At 61.1% G+C, this 13,562-nt stretch carries 9 protein-coding genes; 4 read left to right on the top strand and 5 right to left on the bottom strand.

The window, feature by feature from the left end:
- Positions 1-43: 43 nt before the first annotated feature.
- Both NMA52_RS11350 and NMA52_RS11345 read left to right on the top strand, forming a co-directional pair.
- Entirely contained in the window at positions 44-1,543 is a 1,500-nt protein-coding gene (locus tag NMA52_RS11350) for a class I SAM-dependent DNA methyltransferase (protein WP_254827782.1), read from the top strand.
- Positions 1,544-1,790: 247 nt separating this feature from the next.
- Positions 1,791-2,813, top strand: coding sequence for a restriction endonuclease (locus NMA52_RS11345; protein WP_254827781.1), 1,023 nt, complete (start codon positions 1,791-1,793; stop codon positions 2,811-2,813).
- Between the two features lie 389 nt (positions 2,814-3,202).
- Here the strand turns inward: NMA52_RS11345 and NMA52_RS11340 are convergent, their stop codons facing one another.
- Complete coding sequence (locus NMA52_RS11340) at positions 3,203-4,051, bottom strand: phosphatase PAP2 family protein (protein ID WP_254827780.1); 849 nt, start codon at positions 4,049-4,051, stop codon at positions 3,203-3,205.
- Between the two features lie 907 nt (positions 4,052-4,958).
- On the opposite strand from NMA52_RS11340, the gene NMA52_RS11335 reads away from it, so the two are divergent.
- Positions 4,959-6,425 (top strand): sulfatase, encoded by a 1,467-nt coding sequence (locus tag NMA52_RS11335; RefSeq protein WP_254827779.1) that lies wholly within the window; start codon positions 4,959-4,961, stop codon positions 6,423-6,425.
- A gap of 58 nt (positions 6,426-6,483) precedes the next feature.
- Entirely contained in the window at positions 6,484-7,581 is a 1,098-nt protein-coding gene (locus NMA52_RS11330; RefSeq protein WP_254827778.1) for a phosphoglyceromutase, read from the top strand.
- A 320-nt stretch (positions 7,582-7,901) separates the two neighbouring features.
- On the opposite strand, the gene NMA52_RS19175 is transcribed toward NMA52_RS11330, so the two are convergent.
- The 4 genes from NMA52_RS19175 to NMA52_RS11310 all read right to left on the bottom strand — a co-directional run bounded on the left by NMA52_RS19175 (position 7,902) and on the right by NMA52_RS11310 (position 13,486).
- On the bottom strand, positions 7,902-8,522 hold the full coding sequence (locus NMA52_RS19175) for a redoxin domain-containing protein (RefSeq protein WP_254827777.1): 621 nt from the start codon (positions 8,520-8,522) through the stop codon (positions 7,902-7,904).
- On the bottom strand, positions 8,519-8,959 hold the full coding sequence (locus NMA52_RS11320) for a hypothetical protein (RefSeq protein WP_254827776.1): 441 nt from the start codon (positions 8,957-8,959) through the stop codon (positions 8,519-8,521). The genes NMA52_RS19175 and NMA52_RS11320 overlap by 4 nt, the downstream gene beginning before the upstream one ends.
- Positions 8,925-9,350 (bottom strand): DoxX family protein, encoded by a 426-nt coding sequence (locus NMA52_RS11315; RefSeq protein ID WP_254827775.1) that lies wholly within the window; start codon positions 9,348-9,350, stop codon positions 8,925-8,927. The genes NMA52_RS11320 and NMA52_RS11315 overlap by 35 nt, the downstream gene beginning before the upstream one ends.
- Before the next feature lie 170 nt (positions 9,351-9,520).
- A complete protein-coding gene (locus tag NMA52_RS11310) occupies positions 9,521-13,486 on the bottom strand; it encodes a dockerin type I domain-containing protein (protein WP_254827774.1) in 3,966 nt (1,321 codons plus the stop codon).
- Positions 13,487-13,562 lie beyond the last annotated feature (76 nt).

The following is a 13,562-nucleotide window of genomic DNA, read 5'->3' as shown; positions in this document are numbered from 1 at the left end:
GCACCTGCGCCCCGCCGCCCTAAGCTTACTTAATTAGTCGTTTATGTCCCAATCCGCCATCGTATCCAAGGTCTGGTCTTTTGCTAACGTCCTTCGGGACGACGGAGTAGGTTACGGCGATTATCTGGAGCAAATAACCTATCTGCTGTTCCTGAAAATGGCGGATGAGCTGACCAAGCCTCCCTACGGCAAAGTCATTAACTTCCCTCGGTTGAAGGACGTAGAAGGAAACGAGATTTCGGATGGTGACGTCTGCAACTGGGAAACCCTGAGCAGTAAAAGAGGGGCCGAACTGGAAGCTTTCTACGGGCAGATGCTAAGGACGTTAGCTACGGAGCCGGGTATGCTGGGACAGATATTCGTGAAGAGCCAGAACAAGATCCAGGACCCGTCCAAGTTGCTTAAGGTCATCAACATGATCGACGAACAGGAATGGAGCCTCCTGGACGCCGATGTGAAGGGGGACATCTACGAAGGCCTACTGGAGAAGAATGCGGAGGATACTAAAAGCGGGGCCGGGCAGTACTTCACGCCCCGTCCTCTGATTCGGGCAATGGTGGCCTGCCTGCGTCCGGAGCCGATGAAAACCATCATTGATCCGGCGTGCGGGACCGGTGGTTTTTTCCTTTCGGCCTACGACTTTATCGTACGTGAGCACCAGTTGGATCGGGAGGAAAAGAAGTTCCTTAAGAACGACACCTTTCACGGCAACGAGATCGTGGCCAATACCCGTCGGCTGTGCCTGATGAATATGTTCCTCCACAACATCGGCGAGATCGACGGGGAGCCGAGCATCAGTCCAAACGATGCCCTGATCAGTGACGACGGCAGTCGCTACGACTACGTGCTGGCCAATCCGCCATTCGGCAAGAAAAGCAGCATGACCAGTACCAACGAACTGGGAGAGCAGGTCAAGCAAGAACTCACGTACAACCGCCAGGATTTTTGGGCTTCGACGAGTAACAAACAGCTGAACTTCCTGCAACACATCCGCACCCTGCTCAAGACCAACGGTAAGGCGGCGGTGGTGCTGCCCGACAACGTGCTCTTCGAGGGAGGTGCGGGGGAAACCGTACGCAAACAACTGCTCCAGAGTACGGACCTGCACACCATCCTGCGGCTGCCCACCGGCATATTTTACGCGCACGGCGTTAAGGCCAACGTCCTGTTTTTCGACAACAAGCCCGCCGCCCGGGATCCCTGGACGAAGGAGGTATGGATCTACGATTACCGTACCAACATTCACCACACCCTCAAAAAGCGTCCGCTAAAACTGGAGGACCTGCAGCGCTTCATCGACTGCTACGCTCCCACCAACCGCGCCGCCCGCAAGGAGGAGCCCGAAGGCCGCTGGAAAAAATTCACCTACGAGGACATCGTCGCCCGCGACAAGACCAACCTCGATATTTTCTGGCTCCGCGACGAGAGCCTGACCGACCTGGAAAACCTCCCGGAGCCGGACGTGCTGGCGGAGGAGATCATCGAGAGCCTGGAGGCTGCGCTGGAGGGGTTCCGGTCGGTGGTGGGGGAATTGGAAGAGTAGCGCGCTTCGGAAAAAGCTGGGTGCCCACCCCTTGCCTTATAAAGGGATCTTCCTAGTCTTTGCAAATAAATTATCTACATAGTTTTCGTGTTGACCCGGCCCACCCCCTACCTAGCCCAATCCATTAGCGCAAAAGCCACGCCGGTAAGTCTGCTGCCAGTTACCTTGGCTATTCCACCCGAACATTGCACCCGCGCTCCGCCGCCCCGGGGTGGCGAAGCCTTATCCATACTAATCATTCAGACCTATGAGCAACCCCCAAGTATACGTAGTCCGCGCCGGCCGCCACGGTGAGCGGGAAGCCGCCGCCCTTACCGCCGGAATAGCCACCGTCGGCTGGGACGAAGTCGGCGACCTACGCAATTTCTCCTCCCGCGAAGCCCTGAAGGATCGCTTAGTAGAACTGTATCCCGATAAGAGTTCCGCCGGAATCGGTAACTGGGCCGGACAGCTCTGGCGCTTCAGCCGCCATATCCAGGAGGGGGCCACGGTCGTGTTGCCGAGCAAGCAGCAGGCCACCGTGCACGTCGGACGGGTAACGGGGCCCTACTACTACGCTGAAGAGGGGGCCATGCACCACTGCCTTCCGGTGGCCTGGCGGGCGGAGGTGTCGCGCACGGCCTTCGACCAGGATCTGCTCTACTCCTTGGGTAGCCTGCTGACCGTCTCCTCCGTCAACCGGGAAACGGCGGCGGAACGCATCTGGGCCGCGGCGGAAGGTACTTCCCAGACCAGCCCGTCCCCTACCCCGGAAACCGGCGACGATTCCACCGTGGACAGTCCGGTCGATCTCGTGCGGCGGGCGGGGGACGACATCGTGCGCCATATGCTCCGTACGCTAGACGGCCACGACTTCGCCGACCTCATAACCCAACTCCTGGAAGTTCAGGGCTACGTGAGCCAGTCCACCAATCCGGGGGCCGACGGCGGCGTGGACATTCTGGCGGGCTCCGGTCCCCTGGGCTTCGGCGAGCCGCGGGTTTGCGTACAGGTAAAGTTCACCACCGGTCCGGTGGACGTCAAGGTGCTCCGGGAGCTCCAGGGCGTGATGCGCCGTACCAAGGCCGAACACGGTCTCCTGGTTTCCTGGGGCGGGTTCCGGCAGTCGGTGCGCAAGGAGGCCCGCGACGACCACTTCTACATCCGCCTCTGGTCCGAGCGGGAGGTGCTGGAGCAGATATACCGCCACTACGACCGTCTCAGTGAGGAATGGCGAGCCCGGGTCCCCCTGCGACGTATCTGGGCGCTGGTGCCGGATACGGACGAATAGACGCTTGCGGGACTCAACACCTCAAGGTCGATTGCTGGCGATGGGGCCGTAGCGATTGCGGACGTGAAGGATGGGGTTCTTCCTGAATGCACCAGCGGTATTCTATGTCCTGTGGGAGGCAGTTAGGTAGTTCAGAATGGAGATTAGTCGGAATGGCGTGCAGCTCCCTCCGGCACGGCGGAAGGTGTTAATTTCACTGATCCTAGATACGTTTGGAGCGAAGACGTAGCGTAGTGATATGTCTTGGACCAAAGGTTGTCAGACGTCAATAACCTTGAATGTCTCGGACCGGAGGCCACTCGACCTGGCTACCCGGCATCTCCGTCGCAGAATGACCGATTTGTCGACGGCCGTAGTACACTGATTGAGAGAAAATACTCCAACACCCCCTAAAACCGCAGCCCCAGCCCCACCGCGCCCGCATCGCCCCTATACGAGGCGCTCAGGCCCAGGGAAGTGCGGTGCTTCTCCTGCCAGCGCTTGTGGATGTGGGGGGTGAGTACGCCCACGGCCGCGCCGATGCCGAAGCCGACGACGGTGTCGGTGGGGAAGTGACGCAGGGCGCGTACCCGCTGCACGGCGACATAGAGGGGTGGTATACTGGCCGCGCCGTAGAGGAGGGCGCGCTGTCCGCCGGTCCAGTCGGGGTGGTAGTCGGACAGGACCTTGGCTACGAAGAATGTGCCCGTAGCGGTGGTGCTGACGTGGCCGCTAAAGAAGGCATTGAGGTCTTTGCCGGGAGCGTTGCCGTCCTCGAAGGCTTCCGGATAGTAGGCCGAGGGACGGGCGCGGTCGATTACGCTGGGCCCGAGGGGGGTGGCGGCGTAGAGCAGTCCATTAAGGGCCTGAGCCTGGACGTACATCGTCATGACGTTCAGGTAGTCCTGGCGCACTCCGGGGTCCAGGAAGAGGGCGAAGGGCAGGCCGATGCCGGTGTAGAAGCCGATGTCGCTGGCGCCGCTGGCCGCCGATACGCGGTTGGTGTTGTCCGGGAAAATCCAGCGGTCGTAGCCCGGTACGTCGTTGCGGTCCAGGGCCGTGGCGTCGAAGTCGTCCTTCCCGTTAATCTTCTGGAAGGCGTAGATGGTCACCCCCAGTCCGAGGGCGGCGGCGCCCAGCTCGGGGAGGGGCTTCACGCGGTAGACTTTCTCGGTCGTATCGTCGCTTCGGTAGGTGGGTTGGGCGAAGGCGAAGAGTTGGGTAAACAGGAAGACGAGCAGGATAAGGTAGCGTAGCATGCGGTGAGGGTTTTCCTGGTCTACTACCCCGGAAATTTTGATATGTTTATTCGGCAGCCGGGCGCGGCCCCGTAGGTCTATACCAGCATCTCCGCGGGGGAACCGTGCATCGATAAGTAAACGGCCGTGGCGGCCACCGCCCCCAGCAGGGGAAGAAAGAGTACGGCGGCAGGGTTTGGCCGTCCGGCCATTCGCTCGCGGTGATCTTCGGTGCAATGTGCGGCCGGCGTAGGGCCGTCCCGCCGGCGACTGGCGTGACGTTCGGGTGTCCGCAGGATGTCTCCCTCCAGTACCGCTTCCAGTTTAGCGAGGGTCTTCAGGGTAAAGTTGTGGCCGGGGGTGAGCCATTAACTGACCTCCGATTCTTTCTACCCTAATGCTTCCGCCAGTTCCCGCTGCGTCCACCTCCCACCGGTCCCGGAGGGACCGTCCTAACGTAGCGAGGTTGTGGAGGGAATGTCTCCGACATTTCCCGAAACTCCTCGCTACAAAGGACGACGTCTCCCAAAAACACAAGGGTCTCAAATGACCACTCCCCGAAACTCCTCGCTACAAAGAACGACGTCTTCCAAAAACACAACGGTCTCAAATAATTACTTCCCGAAACTCCTCGCTACGAGGGAAAACGGTTTTCAAAAAATCCTTCTTATGAGGGATTGCGCTTCCCAAAACTCCTAGCTACAAAGTCATCGGCCACCAAAAAACTTAACGGATTCAGTAAGACGCTTTCCGAAAGTACCCCCCACCAAGTTGACGGCTACCGAATCCACTTCAGTGAAAAATCCTCCACCCAATGTATGGTTGAGGCTTTCCAAGCCGACCCTGTAATGCCTGTATTACCAGGTCGCCCCGAACGGGCTTATCCTCACACACGTGCAAGATTCCTAACACACCGTACTTTGCTGTTATGCCGCGAAGTGTAAATACGCCCAACCTATTCGGCCGTCTCGGCTTAGTCCTCCTCACCACCCTGCTGCTTTCGTCCGGGGCCGGTGCCCAGAAAGGCTATAACGTCCTATTCATCATCGCCGACGATCTGACGGCCACCGCGGTTTCCAGTTACGGAAGCGAGGTGTGCCGGACCCCGAATATCGACCGGCTAGCCGCCGAGGGCATAAAGTACACCCGCGCCTACTGCCAGTATCCGGTTTGCGGACCCTCGCGCGCCTCCCTGCTCGGTGGCTACTATCCGACGGCGACGGAAACCTACGGCTACGTCAGCGGTCGGGAGCAAATCGGTGAAGCGCGGCACACCTGGCCGCAAGCCTTCCGGGAGGCGGGTTACCGTACCGCCCGGGTCAGCAAGATCTTCCACATGGGCGTCCCGATCCACATCGAGGAAGGGAGCGACGGGGCCGACGATCCGGCGTCCTGGGACGAAACGTACAACAGTCAGGCCGCGGAGTGGCGGACGCCGGGAACGGCCGAGCTGGTCCAGGGCAATCCGGACGGCACCATCGAGCGAAAGGGCGGTAACGTGATGACCATCGTCCGGGCCGAAGGCGACGACCTGGTCCACGCCGACGGATTGACCGCCGAACGAGCCAGTGAGCTACTGCGGACACGGCGGGACAAACCCTTTTTCCTCGCGGTCGGCATGGTGCGTCCCCACGTCCCCTTCGTCGCGCCGTCCGCTTACTTCGACCCCTACCCTTACGCGGAGATCGACCTGCCCGAGAAGGTACCCGGCGACTGGGACGATATCCCCGCACCCGGCATCAACTACGTGACCAGCCGGAACGGACAAATGAGTCCGGAGCAGCAGCAAAAGGCCGTGGCCGCCTACTACGCCTCGGTCACCTTCATGGATGCCCAGGTGGGCAAGGTGCTCCAAACGCTGGAAGAAGAGGGCCTGGCCGACAGCACCATCGTGATCTTCACCTCCGATCACGGGTTTCACCTCGGAGAGCACGACTTCTGGATGAAGGTCTCCCTCCACGAGGAATCGGTGCGGGTGCCGCTCATCATCCGAATGCCGGGCAGGGATCCCGCCGTCTGCCACTCCTTCGTCGAACTCCTCGATCTGTACCCCACGGTAGCCGAACTGGCGGGTGTGCCCTACTCCGCCCACCTACAGGGTAAAAGCCTGGTCGGGACCCTGGACGATCCCACTCACGCGGTGAGGGACATGGCCTTCTCGGTTTCCCTGGGCGGAAATGCCCTGCTCGTCAGGACCGACGGCTGGGCCTACATCCAGTACGGTGAAGGGGAGGATGCGGAGATGGAACTCTACGATATGGAGCGGGATTCCCGGCAGTTCACCAACCTGGCGTACGACCCCGCCTACGCCGATACCCTCGCGAACATGCAGCGGCGTCTACGGAATAAGCTGCGGGAGGTGCGGACGAATGACCTGAACATCGACTACCACTAATGCCGGCGTACACCGGCCGCTCGTTATTTTACCGGAGCACCACCAAATCCACTGCACCATGAGACCTCACCTGATTTGCCTGCTGCTGTTGCCGTTCACCCTGGTGGCCCAGACGACCGTCACGGAGAACGTTATTCTGATCACCATGGACGGCCTGCGCTGGCAGGAGCTGTTCGGCGGGGCGGTAGACTCCATGATCGCCAACGAGGCTCTCACCCACGATCGCGACCGCATGGAGGAAAGCTACCTCGATGAGACCGCGGAGGCACGTCGCCGGCGCCTGATGCCCTTTTTCTGGGACACGCTGGCCCCCCAGGGCATGGTGTTCGGAAACCGGTGGAAGGACAATAGGGTCAATTGCCGCAACCCCTACTGGTTCTCCTACCCCGGCTATAACGAGATTCTGACGGGCCGCGCCGACCCCGCCATCAACAGCAACGACAAGGAATGGAACCCCAACGTCACGGTACTGGAGTGGCTCAATCAGCAAGAAGAGCTGTCCGGCCGGGTGGCCGCCTTCGGCAGCTGGGACGTATTCGACTACATCGTCAACGAACGGCGGAGCGGCATCCCCGTCAACAGCGGCTTCGACCTGGCCGCAGGCAACGACCTCACGGAGCGCGAGCACTTCCTGAACAAACTGCAGGAGCAGGCGCCCCGGCTCTGGGGCAGCGTGCGCCCTGACATGTTCACCCACAACTTCCTGCTGGAAACCCTGCGCAAGGACCATCCCCGGGTCGCCTTCATCAGCTACGGGGAGACGGACGACTTCGCCCACGACGGCAGTTACAACCGCTACCTCGACGCCGCCCACGCCACCGATGCCATGTGGCGCGACCTCTGGACCTTCCTGCAGGCTGATCCCAAGTACGCCGGAAAAACCACCCTGGTCATCACCACCGACCACGGCCGGGGCGATAGTCCCATGGAAAAGTGGAAAGGACACGGCGACACCGTCCCTGGCTCGGACGCCATCTGGCTGGCCGTGATCGGTCCCGATACGCCAAATCACGGCGAAGTGACCACCGACCAACAACTCCACCAGGACCAAATAGCCCGCACCCTCGCCCGCCTGCTGGGTTATGACTACCCCGGAACAAATAGTACCGAAGTCGGAGAAGTCATACCCGACGTGATAGAGACGGATCGCCGTTAAGGCCATACAATACCTTATACTCCAACGGGTTACCGCCCCCGGTCCCGGAGGGACCGTCCTAACGTAGCGAGGCTGTGAAGGGAATGTCTCCGACATTTCCCGAAACTCCTCGCTACAAGGAATATCGTCTCCCAATACCATCACGGTCTCCGAAACTCCTCGCTACAAGGAATATCGTCTCTCAACACCATAACGATCTCCCGAAACTCCTCGCTACAAGGAATATCGTCTCCCATTACCATAACGGCCTCCAAAAACTCCTCGCTACAAAGAATATCGTCTCCCAATACCATGACGGCCTCCCAAAACTCCTCGCCACACTAAATCCCCCCACCCACCAACCGCTCCAGGACCTCCCGAAACTCCGCCGTATCGTAATCCGCCATCCCGCGGTGGCTGAGCAGTACCTCACCCGTCGGCCCCAGTACGTAAGTGGTCGGTAGCGTAGAGGAAGCCAGTTCCGCAGGCAGCGGTCCCCGCAGTTGGTAGACGGGAAAGTCAAAACCCCGGGCCTCCACCAACGCCCTCCCCTTCGTAAAATCACGCTCCACGTTCAGCAGCACGAAGGCCACCCGCTCGTCGTCGGCAAAGTCGCGATATAAGCGGTCGATACCCGGCATTTCGGCCAGACAGGGCGGGCACCACACGGCCCAGAGGTTCAGAAAAATCACCTTGCCCGCCAGACTTTCAGCGCTCACCCCCTCGCCTGCGGCATCGACCATCCGGAAGTCCAGATTTTCCATTCGGGCGGCACGCGCGGGTGCCGTATCGGCCGGTGAAGAGCGGACTAATTCGGTATCCGGCCGGATCAGACCGGTCGCCAGAATGCCCTGCTGCACGTACGCGATGGCCTGGGTATGCAGTCCGGTGACGTACAACAGCAGGGCGATCATTCCAGCGACGCCGTAAAAAATCAGGTCTTTTTTAGTTCCCGGACTCACAATCCCAGCGAGTAATAGCCGGCCTTCTGCAGGGTAAAGTCGTACTGGATGCCGTTATCGACAATCTCGATCTGTTCCGGGACGTCAACGGGGTCTACCCCGAGTTTCTTCAGCGAGAAGCCACAGGCCACGATCGTCACGCCCAATCGCTTCGCATCGGTGAGGAAAGGAGCCATTTGCTCGTGATCGGTAATGCCCGTAATGTCCTGACCGCAGATGATGACGCGGAAGTCCCCGAAGGTATCGCCGTCCTCGGCACGGAAGTGCTCGGCGGTGAGGAGGATAGGCTTAAGCTGGGGGATCTTCTTGGTCAGTACCACGTAGTTGTTCATTTCCTGCTGGTGCGGCGTGAGTCGGGTCGTGTCCTGAGCGGCCAGGGGGCTGCCGAGGCAGATGGTCAGACTAAAGAGCAGGAGTACGAGAATGGATCGTTTCATTGGTTTGGGTTGTGAAATCGTTGAGAATAAAGAAGAGAAGTCCCCCGGCAATGGCCACGTTTTTGAAGAGCGGACCGAGGGTGGTCATCTGCCCCACCTGCACCGTGATGGTGATCGGGATCAGGACGAGCAACAGCACCAACGCCGCCCAGCGGGTGAAGAAGCCGGCGAGCAGACTCAGTCCCGCCGCCAACATCACCACCCCCGACAGAATAACCAGCCAGTCCGGCTCCCCGAAGTACAGGGCGAAGTTCTTCAGACTAGCCTGCTGCATCCGGGCGACCGTCTGGTCTACGTGGAGCAGATGATTAGCGCCGGCCACCAGGAAGATGCCGCTCAGAAAAATGCGGAGGATACGGACGGAAGTATTACTGACGGTAAGTTGGTGCATGAGTAGTTGCTTGTTGCGATGCCACAAACGTAGCCGACACCCCACCCCGCCCCGCGTGACCTCGATCACATACGCCGCTTCTTTGAATATCCTTAACAAGCACGGAAAAAAAAGCGCCCGCCGGCAACAAGCCGGGCGGACGCGGGAACAGAACACACAATTTAACTCAGCTAGCGCAGCAACACTAGTCGCCTGGTCATCACCCGAGTCCCTACCCGGATCCGCGCGACGTACACGCCAGCGGGCAGCGATGAGGGACCATCGGCTCTCCAGTGAAAGCGGTGCGCTCCGGCCGGATAATCGCCGGCACCCAGTTCCGCCACCTCCCGGCCGCGGGCATCCAGGATGGATAGCGTGAGGGGGCCCGTCCGGGTCAGTTCGACGGTAAGGGTCGTCGCGCCCCGAAACGGGTTGGGGAAGGTTGTAAACGTCACCCCATCAATACCGTCGGGATTACCCACCGCCGTGGTTTGTCGGACCAGCACCGGCTGTAGGGCGTGAAAGGTGCCGGCGGCGGTCAGGTCGCTCAGGACTACCCCGGGCTCCGGCGCCCCTTCCATGTCCGCGTCGCGGGGCAGCAGCCGGATGTTGCCCAGATGGACTAGCCCGTCCGATCCGGGGGCGTAAGCGTGTGCCAGGCGCAGTCTACCCGAAGCGGTTTCCCGCAGATTGACGGTAGGTCGGGCGAATCCGGGCGTCGAACCGTCCTGCAGTCCGTCAAACTGCCACCGGGCGGGGTCCCAGGTCACCTCGAGTTGGTAGCTGCCGAGCCGCTCGCCGCTGCCGCGCATGTCGATGCGGAGGGGCAGAGAGTAGCCGATACCGTCACGCTCCGGGGCGACTTCCACGGGTACGGTCGGACCGGTTTCGACCGGCTTACCCTCGCTTACGCGGTCGGCGTCGGTACAGACGGTGGCCGTCCCCAGTGGGTAAGCGACGGGCAGGCCCACGTCGTAGGAAATGATCAGCAGAGCATCGGCGGCGGTGACCGTTCCGCTCGTATCCACGTCGGCAATACCGGAGGCTATCCGGGCCCGGGCACCGGCCGGAATCGGGTTACCTACGCTGTACGCCAGGATGAGGGCGGCGTCGGTGGAGTTGATCCGTCCGTCCCCGTTTACGTCGCCGAGAAGCTGGTTTTCGGAGATAGTGAAGGTGCAGTTGTGTACGGTGGCGGTCGGCAGCAGATCCCGGAAGGTGGTCGCCGCGGCCAGGGTTCGGAGGGTCAGGTCCGGGTCGACGGTAACGCCCGCCGGAGCCAGCGCGCGAAAACGGGCGGTGAATATGGGTACGAGGTCTTCGTGGCCCGTGGCGTCGGCACCATTAAAGACGATGACGCCGGGGGTGGTGGTATTAATCCGGCCCGTGTATCCGGACAGAATTTCCGCGTCGCCGACGTACTCAATCTCCGTCGGATCGTAGTACAGGGCCGCCGTGAAGTTGCCCAGGAATTGATCGGGAACGGGTACGTTGCTCATATCGACGCTTACGGTCAGGGGGAACTCACAGAATTGCGCCACCGTTTGCGGGCAATCCAGAAGTACGGGAGGGCTATTATCCCCGCCGGAGCCGCCCCCGTCGCCGGGTAAGCGGACTCCCCGCGCCGCGGTCCGGAAGCGGAACTGATTCCCCCCGATCGGTGCGCCGGTTTCCGCATCTTCCTGCGTCATATTCAGGGCATACACCGCGTTGACCGGGTTCGCGTCCGGGACAAAGCGGACCCGGACCCCAAACAACTCCCCGGATTCCAGGGGGAGTAGATCGATGGACGATTCCGGACCGAGCAATTCGACGATTCCCGGTTCGGGGATGAGCACGTTCGTACCCCGGGCATCGTTGTCGCGCCAGATTTCGTACAGGTCACCCAGCTCCACGATCACCCGACCGTGGTCGAACAGGGAGCGAACTTCCCGCCCCGGCAGATCGAAGCGAAGGTTTACTCGCTGGAACCCCGGGGAGAAATTGCCCACGATCACCTGACTGGCAAAGCCGCCCCCGTCCGCGTCCTCGGAACCGATGCTGATGTTTTTCCAGACGATGTTGTTATTGTTCTGGACGTTCTGGTAGAGATTAGCGGTTTCGGGAAAGGTCATCCCCCCCGGTTCGTCGATGCGGGACAGCAGACAGAAGTGCGCCTCGTCCCCCGGAATGGCGGCGTAGTCGTCGGGGTTCGGCACGGTCCACGCGAACTCCAGAATCTCGAATTCTCCGCCGGCTACGGTGACCGACTGGCTGCCGATCGGGTCGCCCATCAGGGCGGGGGCCACGATACTACCGTCCCAGGGCGTGGGCCAGCTCAGTCCGGACCCCGCCTTCGCCCAGTAGAGGTTGGTGGTGCCGGTCTGGCTGTCTCCGCACCCCCGGTTGCGCACGCGGACGTAAACGTAGTTGGGTTCGCCGGAGGAGCGGTATACGGGATTCTGGTGTTCTTGGTTGAGGAAGCCATCGTTCGTGCGGCGTACCCAGATATCCGCGCTATGGTACATGGCCTCTCCGGAAGCGTTAGGCTCGTTGCCCACGTCGTCGTGGGTATCGGCGGACCACAGATCAGGATCGGCCGGACTGGCGGGCGGCGGAGCGAGGGCGTCGGAGCCGATGATGGAGGCCCGTACCCCGAAGAGCGTAGCGGCCGCGCGCACGTGTTGCCCCACGGTAAACATCGTGCGGCAGGCGTCGTCGGTGTAGTCCATCTGGTTCATGAACATGTCGCCGTCCGGGCCATTATCACACGACACGCTAGGGAATGCCGGACAACCGGTGTTGTTGACGCCCTGGTTCGGCGTATCGTCCACCAGGTCGGAAAAGGCGCAATTATCCGGTTCCAGCTGGTCGTCGCCCCAGATGTGGCGGAGGTTCAGCCAGTGGCCGATCTCGTGACCGCAGACGTACCCCTGATCGAAGGGACTGCCGGCCGTGCCTACGGTACCGAAGGCGGTATAATCCATGACGACGCCGTCTTCGGCCGGTCGGCTAGCCAGATCCGCCGGCCAGGAGGAGTACCCCAGTAGTCCGCTGGCGACGTCGCATACCCAGATATTCAGGTATTCATCCGCCGGCCATCCGGCCCGGCCACCCGTAGCCGCGAACTTCACCGGATTCCGGACCAGGGGGTCGGTACTGGTCGAGCTGGTAGTAAAGAAGGGCGTGGTAGTGGACGTTCGAGTGATGCCGTTCGTGGGTTCGCACTCCGGATCCCGGCTGGCCAGCGCGAACTGCAGTTGCATGTCGGCCACCTGAGGGGAGAAGGCGGAGGGCACCGCGGCAATCCCCGGGTTCGTTGCCCGGAAGAGTTCGTTGAGGGCGTCGATCTGACTCTGGATCTGAGCGTCCGTGATGTTCTCGGTGGCGTTCTTGTACACGACGTGCACGACGACCGGAATGGTGATTACCTCCCCACCGAAGCCGAGCCCGCCGCCCTCCCGCAGGGTACGAATGTATTCCTGGGTAAGCCGTTCGATGCGGTCGTAGTTCTGGCGAAAAACGGCGTCGGTTTCCAGGCGCTCGAGGAGCTCGTCCCCGGTCCCGCAGTTCATTTCGACCTGGTCGCCCCCCCGGGCCGGGGTGTAGCTGATGTCATCGAGGAAAAAGGCCCGGAAGGAGCTGCTGCCCGAGAGGTCGATGATGTAGCCCTTCGCGCCGGGCACCCGTACGGTCTGGTAATCCGTCGTAGCCGGCACGCTGCGCAATAGGCTCACCGCGCCCGCCTCGTCGTATCCGTAGATCAGAAACTGATCCGTGGGGTTGAACCCCTGAATCCGAAAAGACAAGCTCGCGGTCGGCTCGGCAAACTCCATCAGGACGGCATTGGAGGGAAACTCGCAGCTTATTCCTCCGCTACAGTTGGCCGCAACCTGCTGGCCGGAGGGCGCATCGCGGCGGGTAAATACGGTGACCCCACGGGGAGGGCTGAGATTGAGCGGCGGCAGGTCCTGGAGACTAACGCTCGGCGTGCCGAAGGAAATTCCGAAAGGGTCGAGTTCGGGGCCGTCGGTCAGGGTGCCCTGAAGGCCTTCAAAATCGATGACGACCGGCGGCGACTGCGCCGCGATGGTGGCCGACCATCCGATCAGGAGGCACGGCATGAGGAGGTAACGGAGCAGCCGGAGCCCCCCCGCAAGCAGGTAAATGAGTAACATGACGTTGGAATTAATGGATGATCGAAATAGAGGCCGCATCCCCCTTTTCGGGTGACAGGCTCCGATAAACGAGCTA

The sequence above is a fragment of the Lewinella sp. JB7 genome (genome assembly GCF_024297185.1).
Taxonomy (GTDB): Bacteria; Bacteroidota; Bacteroidia; order Chitinophagales; family Saprospiraceae; genus Neolewinella.
Note: the sequence above shows the minus strand (reverse complement) of the source record. Positions and strands in the feature narration are given on the sequence as shown.